This is a genomic window from Enterococcus malodoratus (assembly GCF_027659535.1).
GTDB classification, from domain to species: domain Bacteria; phylum Bacillota; class Bacilli; order Lactobacillales; family Enterococcaceae; genus Enterococcus_A; species Enterococcus_A malodoratus.
The window spans coordinates 98,934-115,862 of record NZ_JAQDPG010000007.1 but is presented as its reverse complement, the minus strand read 5'-3'; the positions used below and the strand labels follow the sequence as shown (position 1 = coordinate 115,862).

The window sequence follows — 16,929 nt, the reverse complement described above, 5'->3', positions numbered from 1 at the left end:
TTCCCTGCTTGGCTTCCACCGGCCCAAACTCGCTTTGATTTCCACAAATTTCTAAATTTGATCATCGCACCTATTCAACTTGGTTCTATAATAGCGACACCAGACCCCTTTTGTCAAATCTTTCTGTTAGTCAAAAGAGATTGGCTGGAAAATACCATCCTTCAATTGCATTGTCTCTGTAAAACCGATTGATTTTAACAATTCAACAGTTTCAGGAAAATGACATGTCAGCGTCGTTGTCTCATGGCTGTCGCTGGTAATAATAATTGGACATTCTCTTTCCTTCAACTGTTTCAATAAAAATGGATTCGGATAAGGCTTGGTTCGCCAATTACGAGAAATTGCACCGGTATTGATTTCCACCATTCCATCATATGTTTGGATAATATCGACGATGTCATTCAACGTTTTCAATGCGATTCCTTGATATTCTGAGCTGTCTTCATCCAACCAAGGATTTTTCTCATTGAACTTCGTAATCAAATCAAAATGTCCCACGATCTTCGAACGATTCCGCTGAATATGTTTTACTACCGTATCATAATAATCCTGAACCAGCTGCATCTTATCCCCTTGGTACCACTCATCCAAAGTCTTCATTAAGCTTTCAGGACTTTCATCGACACTGCGGAAAATACCCTGACGCGGCGGAAAATAATGCACGGAGCCAACCGTATAATCATAACCGGCAATTGGATCTGCACTATAGTAATCCCATTCCAATCCTAAACTGATGTTTAATTTCCCCGCTAACTTTTCTTTTAGTTCACGCAAAGCCGCCTGATAGGCCACTTCATTTTGGACACCTAAGCAGCTAGGATCAAACAGTGCTGGTGAATGACACGTAAATCCTAGATCAGTAAAACCCAAATCAATCGCTGCTTGCGCCATATCTTCTAAAGTATCTTTCCCATCGCACCAGGTGCTGTGGGTATGTGCGTTTGAATAAAACATCGCTGACCTCCAATTTTTTACTGCAACCGTTCCTGCTTCACCTTTTTATCGACAACATGACGGTTCGCTAATTCTTGGCGCACTTCTGCCAAATCAATTCCCATCTCTACCATCAGTACAAGAACATGATACACCAAATCAGAAATTTCGAAAACGGTTTCTGTCCGATCTTCTTTCATTGCGCCAATTACTACCTCAGTCGATTCTTCGCCGACCTTCTTCAAGATTTTTTCCACACCTTTTTCAAACAAGTAGCTTGTATAGCTTCCTTCTTGCGGTGCCTCTTTACGACCTTTGACTAATTCGTAAAGCGCATCAATCGTCGCTTGCTGATCGTCACCGAATAAACTTTCATTAAAGCAGCTTTCCGCTCCTGTATGACAAGCAGGTCCCTCTTTTTTAACCTTCGCCACCAGTGCATCCTGATCGCAATCCAATTTTAACGAAACAAGATGCTGATAGTTCCCGCTAGTTTCCCCTTTGCGCCATAATTCTTTGCGGCTGCGAGAATAAAACGTCATTAATTGATCCTTTATCGTTAAGTCATAGCTTTCCTGATTCATATAAGCCAACGTCAAAACTTCATTGGTCTCGGCATCTTGTACGATGACCGGAATCAATCCTTGATCGTCAAATTTCAACTTCGTCATGTGGGTCACTCCTTATTCAATACTAATGTATTCATTTTTCAAAAAGCGAAAAATAAAGTCGATTTTCATGCCGTATACCATTCTACTAATCTTGCTAAAGCAAGAAGAAGAACTGGCATCCTTATTCAATACTAATATATTCATTTTTCATCCCGTATATCATTCTTCTAATCTTGCTCGGAACTGGCAATCTAAACAATCCGGACAGGGATATCTGCCGCCATCAATTGTTTTTTTAGATCTGGAATCTTTACTTCACCATAATGGAAGATCGATGCGGCTAAACCTGCTTCGATCTTGGGCAATTGAAACAGATCAATAAAGTCTTCACTTTTCCCAGCACCGCCAGATGCTACGATCGGCAGTGTTGTAATCTCACTGACTGCTTTCAACAGCTTCAGATCAAATCCCTGTTTTACGCCATCAGTATCCATACTATTGATGACTAACTCGCCAGCACCTAATTGTTCGCCTTGGCGAATCCATTCCAATGCTTCCAATCCCGTATCTTCTCGGCCGCCTTTAGCAAAAACATGCCACTGATCCCCCACCCGACGAATGTCGACTGACAAAACAACACACTGGCTGCCATAACGTTTCGCGCCTTCTTCAATCAACTGAGGTCGTCGGATCGCGCCTGAATTGACACTGACCTTATCCGCTCCGCAGTTCAGGACTCGTTCAAAGTCAGACACCTCATTGATCCCGCCGCCAACTGTTAAAGGAATAAATACTTCTGAAGCAACGCCCTTCAAAATATCAGTGAATAAGCCGCGTTCTTCAGCTGAAGCTGTAATATCATAAAAAACCAATTCATCCGCACCCTGCTCATTGTAAAAACGAGCCAAAGTCACTGGATCATTGACGTCCTGCAGACCAGCAAAATTAACACCCTTAACCACGCGCCCATCGCGAACATCTAAACATGGCACGATTCGTTTTGCGATCATTGGCCGTCCTCCTTGCCTGTTGCTAAAACATCTTCAAGTTTTAAACTTCCGTTGTATAATGATTTGCCGACAATCGCGCTGGAAACGCCTAACTTCTTCAATCCTTCGATATCTTTCAAAGAAGCGACACCGCCTGAAGCAACGATTTCAATATTCAACTGATTGAGTTTTTCATATAACGGCAAATTGATCCCTTCGCCAGTTCCGTCACGAGATATTTCAGTGAAAATAATTGTCTCAGCGCCCCACTCGACTAGCTGCTGACAAAATTCGAATGCGTCCGTTTCAGTTTTTTCCAACCAGCCTTCTACGGCTACCTTTTCGTCCTTGGCATCGACACCGATAGCGATTTTACTACCGTACTTTTTCAGCATCGCCTGCGTGAACTCAGGATCTTTTTGAGCGATCGTACCGAGAATGACCCGATCCACACCCGCGGATAAACAATGTTCGATCGTTTCTTCATCACGGATACCGCCGCCAACTTCTACGAAAAGATTCGTGTTCTCAACAATTTTTTTTGCGATCCCAAAATAATGTAGTTTACCCGCTTTGGCACCATCCAAATCCACAAGATGCAGATACCCCGCTCCGGCTTTTTCAAAAGATTGCGCAAAAGCTACAGGATCGTCACCGAACACTTCCTTTTGATCATAATCGCCTTGATACAGGCGAACAACCTTCTGATCTAAGAGATCGATTGCTGGAAATATTTTCATACTGGCACCTCCGTAAATGCTTTTAGGATATTCAAGCCAACATCGCCGCTTTTTTCAGGATGAAATTGGGTACCAAAAACATTTTTATTTTGCACAATTCCCGGAATCGAGAGTCCATATTCACTATCAGCGACTAAATGCTCTTCGCAATCCGTCGCATAATAGCTATGGACATAATAGACAAAATCATTTTCCCCCAGCGATTTCACCAGCGGGCTTTCAGCATTTTGTACATCTAATTTATTCCAGCCGATCTGCGGTACTTTAAGGTCAATATTCGCTTGATCGAATGCTTCACGCATCGAAACGATTCGACCGGGAATCAACCCAAGTCCCAAATGCTCACCGAATTCTTCACTCTTATCAAACAACAGCTGCATCCCTAAACAAATTCCTAAAAAAGGTTTGCCGGATGCGGCCAATTCTTGAATCGGTTCGACTAGCGATAATTCTTCTAGTTTTTTTCGTGCGTCGCCAAACGCTCCGACACCCGGCAGAATGATTCGATCCGCAGACTTCAATTCGTCTAATGAGCGTGTAATTTTACATTCCACTTCCAAATATTCCAATGAGCGCGACAAGCTGAACAAATTGCCAACGCCGTAATCGATAATTGCTAGCATAGATTCCCTCCTAGTTCGTAACTAACGAATTCACTTTTCAACCTCTTAATTAATTGTCCCTTTGGTTGATGGAATCTCATCTGGTGCTAATTGATTGATCGCCACAGCCTCGCCTAATGCCCGACCAAAGCCTTTGAAGCAGGCCTCGACAATATGGTGACTATTTTTTCCGGCAACTTGATGCAGATGAATCGTCGCACCTAATTCACGGGCAAAAGCGATGAAAAATTCTTCGACTAATTCAGTATCGAACTGCTGACCAATTTTTTCACTAGGAATATCCAGTTCGACAACGGCCATCCCACGACCGCTAATGTCGATCGCTGACATCACTAACGCTTCATCCATCGGCAGAAGCATACTGCCATAACGCTTGATTCCTCGACGTTCGCCTAAGCTGTCAGAAAAAGCACGACCGATCGCGATTGCAACATCTTCCGTGGTGTGATGAGCATCGACTTCAATGTCTCCATCACAAACAAGCTCAAGATCAAAACGACCATGCCGAACGAATAATTCCAACATATGATCTAAAAAGCCCACACCTGTTTTGATTGTTTGTTGTCCGGTACCGTCTACTGTCAACGTCAGCTGAATCTTTGTTTCAGATGTATTGCGTGTTACCTCTGCTTTTCTCATGCGTCCACCCCTTCTAGTATCGTTGTCAAAACTGCGATCAATCGCTCCATTTGCTCTTGTGTACCTATAGTGATCCGTAAATAATCCTTTGTTCGAGGTTGATTGAACCAGCGCACTAAGATTTTATTTTCTCTTAAAGCGCGGAAAAGTGTTTCTCCAGCTAGTTTCGAATGCTTGGCAAATAAGAAGTTTCCTTGGCTATCCGTTTGTTCAAAGCCGAGTTTGGTCAATTCTTGCTTGCTCCATTCTCTAACTTGGATCGTTTCTTGAATTTTTTGGTCCACATATGCCTGTTCCTGTAAAACAGCGCCGCCGGCTGCTTGAGTCAGACTATTGACATTATAAGGATTCAAACTGAAGCGCAAACGATTCAAATCTGCGATCAATTCGATATTCCCGACACCGAAGCCTAAACGTGCACCGGCCAGTTGGCGGGATTTTGAAAAGGTTCCTACTACTAATAAATTTTTATATTGATCAATCAAGGAAACCATTGATTTACCGCCAAAATCAATATAGGCCTCATCCACCACTACCAAGCGATCCGGATGACGTGCTAAAAATTCACAGATTTCTTTTTGCGATAGATAAATTCCTGTCGGTGCATTGGGATTGGCAAAAATCACCGTTCCCTTCAGCTCATCATATTCTTTGAGTTCAAGTGAAAAATCTTCATTCAATGAAACAACCGTCGCATCCACTTGGTACAATCCACTATAGACTTGATAAAAGCCATAAGTCACATCGGGAAACGCGATCCCTTTTTCCGTAAAGCCTTGAAAAATATACGAAAGCACTTCATCGCTGCCGTTGCCTAAAAAGAGCTGTTCCTGCTTCACACCTAGATACTGAGCCAATGGCTTTGCCACAACCTCCACCGCAATATCCGAATAGCGATTCAACTTTTGTGAAGCCTCCGCAACTGCTTCCTGAACGCCCGGTGCAGGTGCATACGGACTTTCATTGGTATTTAATTTGATGTATTCCTGCTCATCAACTTGCTCACCAGGTGTATAGGGAGTCAATGTTAGATATTTTTGATTTAAAAAGGTCATTCATTTTCACCTCTTCGTACTTTCATCGAACGGGCATGCCCCATTAGGTCTTCGGTTTCCGCAAATAATTCTACCGCGGGCCCCACGGCTTTCATCGCTTCTTCTGTGTAATACAAGTAGCTGCTCTTCTTAATGAAATCATCCACTGATAAAGGTGAATAGAAACGAGCGGTTCCTTCTGTCGGTAATGTATGATTCGGTCCGGCAAAGTAATCACCCAAAACTTCTGGCGTATGATGTCCTAAGAATACACTGCCGGCATTTTCAACTTTTCCTAACAAAGCAAACGGCTCTGCCACAGATAATTCGAGATGCTCTGGCGCGACTTGGTTGGCGATTGCGATAGCCTCTGCCAAATCCTTCACCAAAATAATCTTTCCATTAGTATCAATCGCCGCCGCTGCGATTTCTTGACGCGGCAATTCTGCTACTTGCTGGTCTACTTCAGCCTGAACTTTTTCAATCAGGGATTCTTCTGTTGTTACTAAAATCGCTTGTGCCAATTTGTCGTGCTCGGCCTGTGCCAAAAGATCAGCTGCGATCCAGCGAGGATTCGCACTTTGGTCCGCTACGATCAATACATCACTTGGTCCAGCGATCATATCGATATCGACTTCGCCGTAAACCATCTTTTTAGCGGTCGCTACATAGATATTTCCCGGCCCTACGATCTTATCTACTTTCGGAATCGTTTCTGTTCCATAAGCAAGAGCCGCAACCCCATGAGCACCGCCGACCTTGTAAATCTCATCTACTCCAGCGATTGAAGCGGCTGCTAAAATCGCTGCTGGAACATTGCCTGCATCATCTGTCGGCGTCATCATCACAATTTTGGGTACACCTGCGATTTTTGCCGGCAGCACATCCATCAAAACGGTACTAGGATAAGCAGCAGTTCCACCAGGTACATATACGCCAACTCGTGCTAGAGGAAGAATTCTCTGTCCCATCACAACGCCGCTTTCCTCAGTAGAAACAAATCCCTGACGAACTTGCTTTTGGTGGAAAGACAAGATATTTTCCTTCGCCTGCTTCATCACGGCCAACAATTCTGGTGAAACTGTCTTCAATGCAGCATCCATTTCAGCCTGACTGACAGCTAAGGAATCCAAAGTGACATGATCGATTTCTTCTATTAATTGATAGAGTGCTTGGTCGCCATCCGTCCGCACACGTTCGATAATTTTTGTTACAACAGCAGAAACATCCGCTGTCTCAGAATATTTTCGCGCCAAAATATCGGCTAATTGATCTTTTTGTGTTGAATAAATTCTCATAGCTGCTTCCTCACCTTCTCGATCACCTTTTGAATTCGTTCTTGTTTAAAACGCCATGTCGCATTATTAATGATCAAGCGAGCAGATGACGGTGCGATTTCTTGAATAACCTTCAAATCATTTTCTTTTAACGTTGTACCTGTCTCGACAATATCGACGATCACATCCGATAGTCCCAACAAAGGTGCCAGCTCAATCGATCCATGTAAGTGAATCAATTCTACGGAGCGCCCAAGCCCTTCATAAAACTCGCGCGTGATTTGCGGATATTTTGTCGAAACGCGCAATGGTCGAGAAAAATCTTCTTCAAAATCGTTATGAGCAACGACTGCCAAGCGGCAAGCTCCCATATGCAGATCAAGAAATTCGATGACCTCTGCTTTGCTTTCTAATAGAATGTCTTTACCCACAACACCGATATCAGCGGCCCCATGTTCCACATAGATCGCTACATCACTAGGCTTCACTAAAAAGAAGCGCAGCTTATTGTCTTCATCGCAGAAAATCAATTTCCGATTGTCCTCGAAGACGCCTTCTGCGGCGACGCCTGCTTTCGTGAATAGATCATAAACCGCATCACCCATTCGACCTTTAGGTAAAGCGATGTTCAGATATTCGGAACTTTCTGTATCTGTAGGAAGCTTTTGTCCGACATGATTCAATTTCATCCCGAAACCAATCGCTCCTTGATCCTTGCCTTGACGACTCATCAAACGATCATAGCGTCCACCATAAAGAATCGTTTCCCGCGCTTCTTTGATAAACCCTTGGAATAACAATCCACTATAGTAATCCGCATCATTCATAATCGAAAAATCCAAGCGCAGACGAATTTTTTCAGATAAATTTTCTTCCTGCAAAGCTTTGTATAATTGCTTCAACTCTTCTAAGCCTGCTTGTGCTTTGGGATACGCCGCCAACAAAACTTTTGCTCGTTGGTATTTCGTTTCAAAATCCCCGGACATCCGAACCAATTTGGCCAGATTTTCTGATTCTTCTTTGGATAAACCAGCTTTTTCCGTAAGGACATCCATCCCATGAGAACTTTTATCTCGTAGACAATCCAAAACATCTTGCCGATCTTCCTCTGGGAAACGATCACAGATTCCATTCAGAATCCCCATATGCGAAAGATCCAATGTTCCTTCACCAACCTGGGCTAAGCTTTCCCAAGCAAGCTTCAATACTTCTAATTGATCTTCCCAAGTAATCTCATCAATGATCTCTAGACCAATTTGGTAAATTTTTTGATATTCACCTGCCTGGCGATCATGCCGATATACATCTTCGACATAATAAACCTTTCGCGCTTCACCAGCTGGTGTGTTCTTAGCAATCGACAGTGTTACATCTGGTTTTAAGGCCATCGTTCGACCGTCATTTCCGGTAAAGGTAATGATCGATGACTTCCGTAAAAAATTGTAGCTTTGCTGATAGTTTCCATATTCCTCAAAGTTGTTTAAGTGATAAGGTTGAAAATGATGCTGAGTATACAACTTTCTTAGCTTCAGTTCGATTTGTTCTTCTGGTCTTAATACTTTCCATAATTCTTCCACACTTATCACTCCTAATTCCTATTTATGTATTTATTTTCTCTTACAGAAAAAAAATGTCAGACACCATTGTGCTACCTGTAATAAAGCAAAAGCGAAACATACAATCCTTTTCAGTAAAAAACATTAGTGTTTTCTAACAATATTAATTGTTTTGCCATAAATTAGCAATGGTAACCTGTGAAACAACTCACTTTTTAGAAAAAGCGCTGAAAGAAAAGAATCGATATGACAGCTGATTCTTAGATTTTTCTAAGTCTACAGTCTTTTTCTGCTATACTTTTAGATAGAACTTGACGGCTGGTCTTGAAAGTGAGGAATATAAAATGCTTAAAAAGTTAGATTTATTCTTGCGAGAAAAACCGCTCTTTATTTTGATGCTGCTCATAGGCTTCACCCTTTCAATAAAACTGATTGCGAATTCTTTAAACCATTCACCGATATTCGCCAATTTTTTACCTACAATATTTTTATGTACAGCTTACCTTGCAGGATATTTTGCCGCTCGCTTTAAAAATAAGCGTATCTTAATTTTCGTCTTTTACTCCCTCAGTGCATTTCTCTATTTAGTAGTTGATGGCTTTATTACCAATAGCCTCGTGAATTACACCTCGTTCATCCTATTGGCGATTGTTGCGCTGCTTTACACTGGGCTTTCAATTTTAGCTGCAGAATTTTTGTTCAAAGGAGCTAATTATGGGGCAACAAAAACCTAAAATCAAAAGAATGAGCAATCTTCTATTTGTTTTGGTCTTATTTATCGGATCTCTTCTATTTGCTTGGGTAAAAGACCTATCTATCAACGGCTTTTCTCTCTAAAGTCTATTCAATATCGTCATTGTATTGTTGTTCTTGATGGCTTCCTACTTTATTGAAGCCAAAACAACATTAAATACTTCATTACGAGCACTTTTTTATTTCTGCTATTTTTTTATCATCGGGACATTTGGTTCAGCCTTTATCTATCAAAATCAACTAAACGTTCAAATGCTCTTCCTTTATCTTTTTCTCTCTTTTATCGCCAGTTTTATGTGGCTGCTTATTTGCAAAAAAATAATCTGCAGCACCTAGTTTAGGGGTTGCAGATTATTCTTCGTCTTTTGGTTTTAATACATCTTGCCACTCGCTCATTTGATCAATGAACTTTTTGCTCTTTAAGTGCAAGCCAATATATTCTTCGTACAATTGATCCAGTGTTTGCCGGATCGCTTTTTTTGTTTCGGGTTTCAAATTGATCGTATTGATATTCTCATACGTCACACTGTTGAACAATCGTAAAAAATAAATGGCCCGCGGATCGGCATGATAACGATGCTGATCTAAATGCCAATGTTCTTCACAAAGAATCCCATTATACTTCGAAGAGAAATCAAAGGCTCCCGTTTTCTTTCCACATACCCCGCAAGCCTTCCAGTTCAACGAAACACCGAACCGCTGCATGATCTGCACCTCAAAGATATTCATGATCGTCTCACCGTCGGCACCGTCATTCATCCGCTGCAAAGCTTCTAGTGTAAATCCGTACAACGCCGGATCATAAACATGATCTTCAATCGCCGCATCAGTTAAACCTAGAATATAGGAACCATAGGCATTCAAAAAGATATCTTCTTGCAGCTTTCGCATAGGATGAACATCTTTTGCGCTATTCAGAAAAGAAAGCCCGTCTGTCTTCAAATTCCCGATAAATATCGCTTCAGTGAATGGCTGGACTGCTGTCTTCAAAGGATTATTCGCACGATGAATTCCTTTGGCAAAAAACATCACTTTGCCAGCAGACTCAGTGAATATTTTGATCAACTTATCTTTTTCTTTATAATCACGACTGAATAAAATGATCCCCTTTGTTTCGCCAATCTGTGCCATAGATTCATCTCCACTTCGATGACAAAAGCTCCACGATAGAATCGTGAAGCTCTGTATCCATTTTAATAATCGTCTTTACGATATCCATAATCTTTCAGATAGGTTTGTTTATCGCGCCAATCTTTTTGGACTTTAACCCAAAGCTCTAAATAAACTTTGTCAGCCAAAAGCGTCTCGATATCTTTACGAGCCTGCGTGCCAATATTTTTCAACATCTTGCCGCCTTTGCCGATAATGATTCCCTTTTGACTCGTTCGTTCCACAATGATCGTTGCTTGAATACGAACCTTGTCGTTCTCGTCGCGCTTCATTGTTTCTGTCACGACCGCTACAGAATGTGGAACTTCATCACGTGTTAAGCTTAAAACTTTTTCACGGATTAATTCCGACACGATAAAGTATTCCGGATGGTCGGTAATTTGATCATCTGGGAAATACTGTGGGCCTTCGTCCATCTGATCGACTATCGTATCCAATAGATGTTCAACATTATTTCCTTCGGTCGCTGAGATTGGAATGATCTCTTTAAAGTCCATAATCTTACGATAATCATCGATAATCGCCAGAAGCTCATCTGGATGGATCGTATCGATCTTGTTGATGACCAAGTAAACTGGAACCTCTTGTTTGCTTAAACGTTCTAAAATGAAGTCATCCCCGCGGCCGCGCTTTTGATCGGCGCTAACCATAAACATGATCGCATCAACTTCTCTTAAAGCGCTGTAGGCCATTTCAACCATGTAATCGCCTAAACGATGTCTTGGCTTATGGATACCGGGAGTGTCAATAAAGACAACTTGTGCTTCAGGTGTCGTGTAAACACCTTGGATTTTATTTCTGGTGGTTTGCGCTTTATCGCTCATGATGGCAATTTTTTGCCCCACAATGCGATTTAGCAATGTTGATTTGCCGACATTCGGTCGTCCAACGATTGCTACAAACCCTGATTTATGTTCTGTCATGTAAACGTTCCTTTCTTATAGCAAGAAAATTGTTGATACTTTCGAGTTTTGCAGCTTTTCACTAAAGAAAGAGCTCAATAATTTTGGGTAAAAAGATAATCACACCTACGATGACAGCAAATATCGAAGTCACTAAGACTGCACCGGCAGCCATATCTTTGATTTTTTTCCCGATTGGATGAAAATGGCAATCCGTCACCATATCCACCACATTTTCAAATACTGTATTGATGATCTCCACGATCCAGACTAGGAAAACGGCCAGAAAAATCCAGAGCCATTCAAGTACGGATACGCCCAGTAAGAAGGCCACAAGAATCGCCATCAATCCAAAAACGACGTGGGCACGCATATTGCGCTCTTCTTGAAAAACCGTCTTGATTCCTTGAATCGCAAATTCTAAAGACGTGATAAAATGCTTATTTTTTTCCGTTTTATCTTTTAAGTCCATAGGCATCTAATATCTCTTTCTGTAGACCAAACATCTCTTTTTCATCCTCAGGTGTCATATGGTCGTACCCATTGATATGCAAAAAGCCATGTACGGCTAGAAACCCTAATTCGCGGTCAAAACTATGCCCATATTCTGCTGCTTGTTCACGAGCACGCTCCGTCGAAATCATAATATCACCTAAATTACGCGGCATCGGATCTTCCTCATCCATGATGATTGGAATTTCATCCTCGCCTTCTTCTTCCAATGCAAAACTGATAACATCTGTCGGCGCATCTTTTCCGCGATAATCTCGATTGATGACTTGAATCGCCGCATTATCCATAAACGTAACGGACATTTCCGTATCTTCCGGCAGCTTTAAATAATCCGCCGCAAATTGCAGCACACCATCGATTTCTTGGATTTTTTCTTCAGAGACCTGCTCTGTTTCATCAATAAAGGTAATATCCATTACTCTTCCCCTTTTTTCTCTTGCTCTTCTTTCATCTTCTCCGCCTCTGATTGCATTCTCGGATATTTGATCCGTGAATGGAAGGTTGAGCTTAATCCGTTAATCAATGATTTTTCAACCATCCGAATCTCTTTTAGCGTCAAGCCAGAATCATCTAGCTGTCCATCACTGATTCGTTCTTCGATCAAATTATGGACAAACTCTGTAATCTTATCAATGGATGGATGATCCATCGCTCTGACGGCTGCTTCACAACTGTCGGCAATATTCACGACCCCAGCTTCACGTGTCTGAGGCTTAGGTCCAGGATAACGAAAATCTGCTTCTGTCGTATCTGGATTCCGTTCTTTTGCTTTAAAATAGAAGAATTTCATCAACGTCGTTCCATGGTGCTGATAACAAATATCGATCACCATCTGCGGCATCTTGTATTCTTTCAAAATCTTCGCGCCTTCAATGACATGACCGAAGATAATTTGCTTACTGTCTTCCGGCAATAGGAAGTTGTGGGGATTTTCTGCCCCGGTCGGTAGATTTTCAACGAAGAAGTTCGCATATCGAATCTTACCGATATCATGATAGTAACAAGCGACTCGGGTCAAGAGTGAACGACCGCCGATTTCGGCCACCGCATTTGCACTCAAGTTCGCCACCATCATCGAATGATGATAGGTCCCAGGTGCTTTTTCTAATAGCTCTTTTAGCAGCGGGTGGTTGGGATTACTTAACTCATTTAAAGTGATCACACCGCTATCCGTTACTAAAATCTCAATATACGGCTGCAGCCCCATTCCCATAATAAAGGACAAGATGCTGGCCGCGAAAGCTCCAAGCAGCAAGCCCCATGTTTGTGAATCGGTAAAGGACATTCCTTGGTAGATACTTAAAATAATCGACCAAATAATTGGAAATGCCACAATCCATAGCAAGGCTTGTTTAACCTGATCAGATAACCGTTTTTGTTTTACCATAACGGCTAATGTTCCAGAGAAAAGATACGTCATCAAAATAACCGGCAGCATATTCGTTCCAATCGCCTTGTAGTAAATAAACAAAGCAAAAACAGTTTGGAAGACAGCCGATAGCGCACCTGCCCGTCGATTAACAAAGACCGTTAAGATCAACGGCATAAAGGCAGCTGGGAAGAATAGTGCCAGACTATTAGACGTGCTGCCTTGGAAAGACTGCAATATCTTCATAATAAGGACACCGATAGTCATCGTTGCACAGTAGAACAAAATGAAACGTACGCGTTGGAATTCAACTTCAAATTGGCGACTGTAGAACCATAACAAAACGCCTTGTAAGATTACAGCCAAACACATCGCAATCAATGGGAATACCGAGGTACTTGAGCTGGTTAGTCCCAATAATTTTAATTTATTAATCGCATTTGCGTCTATTTGACTACCTTCACGAACGATCACTTCACCTTGGAAGATCATGACTGGCTGAACAGAGTCACTTGCCTGTTCTTTTAATTCATCCGTTCGTTTTTGATTAAGAGAGTCATTAATAATGATTCCCTTTTCTAACAAGTAACGCATTGTTTGCGCAGCTTCGTCAGATAATCCTAATCCTTGAACTTTATCGACCGCCTGCTGTTTATATTCAGCAAGATCGCTTTGGCGAATCCGCTTCGCCATTTGCTCATCTAACAGTTTCAGACTTTCAGTCCCAACTTTAGTCAAATCAGCTGAGCTAAGTTGTACGACTGATTGATAAAACTCTTCCGGAAGCTGTTGGTAGAATGTGACCGTGTCTTGATCCAAGCCTTCAAAATTCTTTTTAACTGCTGCAACACGCTCATCTACTGTAGGCTGCGGAACTTTTTCTCCATCTTTCGCCTGCGACACTTTGGTTTGATAGTTTTTATCTAATTCACTATTCGCCTTTTGGATCAACGTGATCAACTGACTAACCCGATCGTGTTGTGTCTGGGCTAAATCAGCTTGATAAGTATACTCTGGTGTAACTGCCTCAGAGGCAAGCTGCCGCTTCTGATTCGTTTCAGTCTTATTTTCAATGGTCTTGTTAGCACGGATACTTTCTGTTGCCACTTGACCTTCTTTATAGTCCACACTTTTTTGCATCACACTGGTGAGCATCGACAAAACTAAAATAGTCGAAAAAACACCTAGTATGATCGGAATAAATTTTGAACCTAACTTTTTCAGCAAGTTATTGATGGGTCGATTTAACATCCAATTCCCTCCTGACTACTTTTCTTGGTGTCGTAGGTTCTCGTGTTCATATGCTTCAATGATTTCAGCAACTACGGGATGTCTTACCACATCGCCTGCTTCAAAGGTGACAAAGCGAATCTTTTTGATCCCTTTTAATGTTCTCTCAGCATGAATCAGACCGCTGACCTGACCTCTCGGCAAATCCACCTGGGAAGTATCCCCATTGACGATCATCTTTGAATTGAATCCAAGACGTGTCAAAAACATTTTCATTTGTGAAATCGTCGTATTCTGAGCTTCATCTAAAATGACAAAAGCATCATCCAGTGTACGACCGCGCATATAAGCAAGCGGCGCAATCTCAATGACTCCGCGTTCTAATAAGCGATTCGTATGTTCCACCCCAAAAATCTGATGCAAGGCATCATACATTGGGCGCAAATAAGGATCTACTTTTTCCTTCAAATCCCCTGGTAAGAAACCTAAGCTTTCGCCAGCCTCTACTGCTGGGCGCGTCAAAATAATCCGCTGCACTTCACCTTTTTTCAATGCAGCGATCGCCATAACAATCGCTAAATATGTTTTCCCTGTCCCTGCTGGTCCGACGCCAAAAACTACATCAGATTTGCGGATCGCTGCAATATAGCGGCTCTGACCAATGTTTTTAGGACGAATTGGTTTTCCGTTACGATCCTTTAATAATTCTTCTTCATACATCATGACAAACTCATCTAAATGATTCTCGCGTCCCAAACGTAGAGCAGTCATTACATCCGGTGTCGCTACTTTGATTCCACGATCGATCAAAATTTGCAGTGTCCGAATAATATCCGCTACTAATTTAGCTTCTTCTTTCGGTCCAACAATCTGGATCATTTCGCCTCGTGTATTAATCGTGGTATCTGTATTCTCTTCTAAAAATTTTATATGTTTATCGTGGGTTCCTAAAAGCATACTGATGTCATCTTTTCCATCAAGCTTTATCTCTAACGACTCAAAATCGTTGCTATTCAACAAGCGCTCATCCCTTCATAAATCATTCCTTCTTATAATACCACACTCTAAATAAAAGAAAAATTGTCTAATCTTCCATTAAAAAGAATGTGGAAAGCTAACATTCCGCTGAAAATGAAGAACTCTTTTTTATCACGGATAACATAAAATTTCAAGTAATATTAAGTACTGCAAATCGCTAGTAGTGACACTTTGATTCATAGAAATTCACCAAACGAATCTGCTAAGACACAAAAAAAGCCGAGAGAAAATTCTCTCGGCTTTCGTTATTGCTTAATTGTTCAGAAGTTCTTTGACGATTGCGTTGACTTGATTGCCATCGGCTTTGCCTTTGACTTTCGGCATCACTGCGCCCATCACTTTACCAAATTCCTTTGGTGAAGTCGCTCCTGTGTTTGTAACTGCTTCTTGAACGATTGCACGAATCTCTTCTTCGGAAAGTTGAGGCGGCAAATAGTTTTCAACAATTACGATTTCCTTTTTGACTTTTTCGGCCAAATCGGTGCGATCAGCTTTTTCAAACTCAGTTAGAGAATCACGACGTTGTTTCATCTCGCGAGATAAAACGGTCAATTCTTCTTCGTCATTTAAATCCTGACCTTTTTTAATTTGCTCATTTTGAATCGAAGCTTTAAGCATCCGGATCACTTGCAAAGTCTCTTTGTCTTTTGCTCGCATCGCTTGCTTCATGTCTTCATTCAAGGTAGTAAGTAGTGACAATAGAATCACTCCGTTCACAGACTAGAATTTCTTACGTTTTCTAGCTGCTTCTGATTTTTTCTTACGTTTCACGCTTGGTTTTTCATAAAATTCACGTTTGCGAGATTCTTGCAGAGTCCCTGCTTTTGAAACGGAACGTTTGAAGCGACGAAGAGCATCGTCAAGAGATTCATTTTTTCGAACCACTGTTTTTGACATATAAATTCCCTCCCTCCGGGCTTGAAATGTAACCGTTTTTGTTATTGAAATGTGCTTCCAATAAACAAGACCGTCCATAAGTCATTATATCCAATGGGCTATTTTGAGTCAAGGTACTGAAGAATTTTAATTCTTAATTTATTCATTTAGTTTTTGACATTTTTCGCAACGACCGTACAATTCAAACCGATGTCCTTCGATTTCACAATCATCCAGTTGTTCTTTAAAAAAGTTCATCGGACACATGTGGATCTCTTTGGTCATGCCGCAAACCGTACAGATAAAGTGGTGGTGATGTTCAAAGTTTTCGCTGCAGCTAAACCGAAACTTCATTTCCCCTTGCAGCTCAGTATCCTCAATCAATCCAATCTCGCAAAACTCTCTTAGATTTCGATAAACGGTATCATAGCTCAATCCTGGAAATTGTCCATTCAAATAGTCATAAACTTCACGGGCAGAAACGTAACGATTGCATTTAATCAAATAATCCAATAATGTTTCACGTTTTTTTGTATACTTAAAGCCATTTTCTTTTACTTTTGCCAAGGCTTTTTCTAATAAAGTCATCTGTGTCATCGTATCCCTCATTCCAAAGTGTAATGATTCCGAATAAACAATATGGTATAATAAATTATTACTGATTGCAAGGGAGATC

General features: G+C 41.4%; 19 protein-coding genes. 1 reads left to right on the top strand and 18 read right to left on the bottom strand.

Features of this window, described 5'->3' with window-relative positions; genetic code table 11:
• Window positions 1-126 precede the first annotated feature (126 nt).
• The 9 genes from PGP85_RS12765 to hisG all read right to left on the bottom strand — a co-directional run bounded on the left by PGP85_RS12765 (window position 127) and on the right by hisG (window position 8,423).
• On the bottom strand, window positions 127-954 hold the full coding sequence (locus PGP85_RS12765) for a histidinol-phosphatase (RefSeq protein ID WP_270327823.1): 828 nt from the start codon (window positions 952-954) through the stop codon (window positions 127-129).
• A 17-nt stretch (window positions 955-971) separates the two neighbouring features.
• The gene (gene hisIE, locus PGP85_RS12760; protein ID WP_270327821.1) at window positions 972-1,604 is read right to left on the bottom strand and encodes a bifunctional phosphoribosyl-AMP cyclohydrolase/phosphoribosyl-ATP diphosphatase HisIE; all 633 of its coding nucleotides are present in this window, start codon (window positions 1,602-1,604) and stop codon (window positions 972-974) included.
• A 191-nt stretch (window positions 1,605-1,795) separates the two neighbouring features.
• A complete protein-coding gene (gene hisF, locus PGP85_RS12755; RefSeq protein WP_010740007.1) occupies window positions 1,796-2,554 on the bottom strand; it encodes an imidazole glycerol phosphate synthase subunit HisF in 759 nt (252 codons plus the stop codon).
• Window positions 2,551-3,273 (bottom strand): 1-(5-phosphoribosyl)-5-[(5-phosphoribosylamino)methylideneamino]imidazole-4-carboxamide isomerase, encoded by a 723-nt coding sequence (gene hisA / locus PGP85_RS12750; protein ID WP_270327819.1) that lies wholly within the window; start codon window positions 3,271-3,273, stop codon window positions 2,551-2,553. The genes hisF and hisA overlap by 4 nt, the downstream gene beginning before the upstream one ends.
• Complete coding sequence (gene hisH, locus PGP85_RS12745; RefSeq protein ID WP_270327817.1) at window positions 3,270-3,896, bottom strand: imidazole glycerol phosphate synthase subunit HisH; 627 nt, start codon at window positions 3,894-3,896, stop codon at window positions 3,270-3,272. Before hisH ends, hisA begins: the two co-directional genes overlap by 4 nt.
• Window positions 3,897-3,941: 45 nt before the next feature.
• Window positions 3,942-4,535 carry an imidazoleglycerol-phosphate dehydratase HisB gene (gene hisB / locus PGP85_RS12740; protein WP_090402829.1) on the bottom strand — a complete coding sequence of 198 codons (594 nt, stop codon included), beginning with the start codon at window positions 4,533-4,535 and terminating at the stop codon, window positions 3,942-3,944.
• A complete protein-coding gene (gene hisC / locus PGP85_RS12735) occupies window positions 4,532-5,590 on the bottom strand; it encodes a histidinol-phosphate transaminase (protein ID WP_270327814.1) in 1,059 nt (352 codons plus the stop codon). Before hisC ends, hisB begins: the two co-directional genes overlap by 4 nt.
• The gene (hisD, locus tag PGP85_RS12730; RefSeq protein WP_270327812.1) at window positions 5,587-6,867 is read right to left on the bottom strand and encodes a histidinol dehydrogenase; all 1,281 of its coding nucleotides are present in this window, start codon (window positions 6,865-6,867) and stop codon (window positions 5,587-5,589) included. Before hisD ends, hisC begins: the two co-directional genes overlap by 4 nt.
• Window positions 6,864-8,423 (bottom strand): ATP phosphoribosyltransferase, encoded by a 1,560-nt coding sequence (gene hisG, locus PGP85_RS12725; protein ID WP_270327811.1) that lies wholly within the window; start codon window positions 8,421-8,423, stop codon window positions 6,864-6,866. The genes hisD and hisG overlap by 4 nt, the downstream gene beginning before the upstream one ends.
• Window positions 8,424-8,746: 323 nt before the next feature.
• On the opposite strand from hisG, the gene PGP85_RS12720 reads away from it, so the two are divergent.
• Window positions 8,747-9,136: a hypothetical protein gene (locus PGP85_RS12720; RefSeq protein WP_270327810.1), complete on the top strand. Its 390-nt coding sequence runs from the start codon at window positions 8,747-8,749 to the stop codon at window positions 9,134-9,136.
• A 370-nt stretch (window positions 9,137-9,506) separates the two neighbouring features.
• Here PGP85_RS12720 and recO read toward each other — a convergent pair whose 3' ends face one another.
• The 9 genes from recO to PGP85_RS12675 form a co-directional block, all read right to left on the bottom strand.
• Window positions 9,507-10,286 carry a DNA repair protein RecO gene (gene recO, locus PGP85_RS12715; RefSeq protein ID WP_010740016.1) on the bottom strand — a complete coding sequence of 260 codons (780 nt, stop codon included), beginning with the start codon at window positions 10,284-10,286 and terminating at the stop codon, window positions 9,507-9,509.
• Window positions 10,287-10,348: 62 nt separating this feature from the next.
• A complete protein-coding gene (gene era / locus PGP85_RS12710; protein WP_251865979.1) occupies window positions 10,349-11,248 on the bottom strand; it encodes a GTPase Era in 900 nt (299 codons plus the stop codon).
• Between the two features lie 61 nt (window positions 11,249-11,309).
• The gene (locus PGP85_RS12705; RefSeq protein ID WP_010740018.1) at window positions 11,310-11,705 is read right to left on the bottom strand and encodes a diacylglycerol kinase family protein; all 396 of its coding nucleotides are present in this window, start codon (window positions 11,703-11,705) and stop codon (window positions 11,310-11,312) included.
• Window positions 11,683-12,156, bottom strand: a complete 474-nt coding sequence (ybeY, locus tag PGP85_RS12700) for an rRNA maturation RNase YbeY (RefSeq protein WP_270327806.1) — start codon at window positions 12,154-12,156, stop codon at window positions 11,683-11,685. Before ybeY ends, PGP85_RS12705 begins: the two co-directional genes overlap by 23 nt.
• Window positions 12,156-14,360: an HD family phosphohydrolase gene (locus PGP85_RS12695; protein WP_270327804.1), complete on the bottom strand. Its 2,205-nt coding sequence runs from the start codon at window positions 14,358-14,360 to the stop codon at window positions 12,156-12,158. Before PGP85_RS12695 ends, ybeY begins: the two co-directional genes overlap by 1 nt.
• Before the next feature lie 15 nt (window positions 14,361-14,375).
• A complete protein-coding gene (locus tag PGP85_RS12690) occupies window positions 14,376-15,296 on the bottom strand; it encodes a PhoH family protein (protein ID WP_177183992.1) in 921 nt (306 codons plus the stop codon).
• A gap of 333 nt (window positions 15,297-15,629) precedes the next feature.
• A complete protein-coding gene (locus PGP85_RS12685; RefSeq protein ID WP_270327802.1) occupies window positions 15,630-16,076 on the bottom strand; it encodes a GatB/YqeY domain-containing protein in 447 nt (148 codons plus the stop codon).
• A gap of 21 nt (window positions 16,077-16,097) precedes the next feature.
• Window positions 16,098-16,274, bottom strand: a complete 177-nt coding sequence (gene rpsU, locus PGP85_RS12680; protein WP_002356740.1) for a 30S ribosomal protein S21 — start codon at window positions 16,272-16,274, stop codon at window positions 16,098-16,100.
• A 138-nt stretch (window positions 16,275-16,412) separates the two neighbouring features.
• Window positions 16,413-16,850, bottom strand: a complete 438-nt coding sequence (locus tag PGP85_RS12675) for a Fur family transcriptional regulator (protein WP_010740023.1) — start codon at window positions 16,848-16,850, stop codon at window positions 16,413-16,415.
• Between the last annotated feature and the right edge of the window lie 79 nt (window positions 16,851-16,929).

Excerpts from the sequence above, each read along its gene's own strand:
- PGP85_RS12695 (WP_270327804.1), bottom strand. The coding sequence starts at position 14,360 with ATGTTAAATCGACCCATCAATAACTTGCTGAAAAAGTTAGGTTCAAAA.
- PGP85_RS12690 (WP_177183992.1), bottom strand. The coding sequence starts at position 15,296 with ATGCTTTTAGGAACCCACGATAAACATATAAAATTTTTAGAAGAGAAT.
- PGP85_RS12675 (WP_010740023.1), bottom strand. The coding sequence starts at position 16,850 with ATGACACAGATGACTTTATTAGAAAAAGCCTTGGCAAAAGTAAAAGAA.
- hisC (WP_270327814.1), bottom strand. The coding sequence starts at position 5,590 with ATGACCTTTTTAAATCAAAAATATCTAACATTGACTCCCTATACACCT.
- PGP85_RS12720 (WP_270327810.1), top strand. The coding sequence starts at position 8,747 with ATGCTTAAAAAGTTAGATTTATTCTTGCGAGAAAAACCGCTCTTTATT.
- hisD (WP_270327812.1), bottom strand. The coding sequence starts at position 6,867 with ATGAGAATTTATTCAACACAAAAAGATCAATTAGCCGATATTTTGGCG.
- hisH (WP_270327817.1), bottom strand. The coding sequence starts at position 3,896 with ATGCTAGCAATTATCGATTACGGCGTTGGCAATTTGTTCAGCTTGTCG.
- hisIE (WP_270327821.1), bottom strand. The coding sequence starts at position 1,604 with ATGACGAAGTTGAAATTTGACGATCAAGGATTGATTCCGGTCATCGTA.
- recO (WP_010740016.1), bottom strand. The coding sequence starts at position 10,286 with ATGGCACAGATTGGCGAAACAAAGGGGATCATTTTATTCAGTCGTGAT.
- rpsU (WP_002356740.1), bottom strand. The coding sequence starts at position 16,274 with ATGTCAAAAACAGTGGTTCGAAAAAATGAATCTCTTGACGATGCTCTT.
- PGP85_RS12765 (WP_270327823.1), bottom strand. The coding sequence starts at position 954 with ATGTTTTATTCAAACGCACATACCCACAGCACCTGGTGCGATGGGAAA.
- hisB (WP_090402829.1), bottom strand. The coding sequence starts at position 4,535 with ATGAGAAAAGCAGAGGTAACACGCAATACATCTGAAACAAAGATTCAG.
- ybeY (WP_270327806.1), bottom strand. The coding sequence starts at position 12,156 with ATGGATATTACCTTTATTGATGAAACAGAGCAGGTCTCTGAAGAAAAA.
- era (WP_251865979.1), bottom strand. The coding sequence starts at position 11,248 with ATGACAGAACATAAATCAGGGTTTGTAGCAATCGTTGGACGACCGAAT.
- hisF (WP_010740007.1), bottom strand. The coding sequence starts at position 2,554 with ATGATCGCAAAACGAATCGTGCCATGTTTAGATGTTCGCGATGGGCGC.
- hisA (WP_270327819.1), bottom strand. The coding sequence starts at position 3,273 with ATGAAAATATTTCCAGCAATCGATCTCTTAGATCAGAAGGTTGTTCGC.
- PGP85_RS12705 (WP_010740018.1), bottom strand. The coding sequence starts at position 11,705 with ATGCCTATGGACTTAAAAGATAAAACGGAAAAAAATAAGCATTTTATC.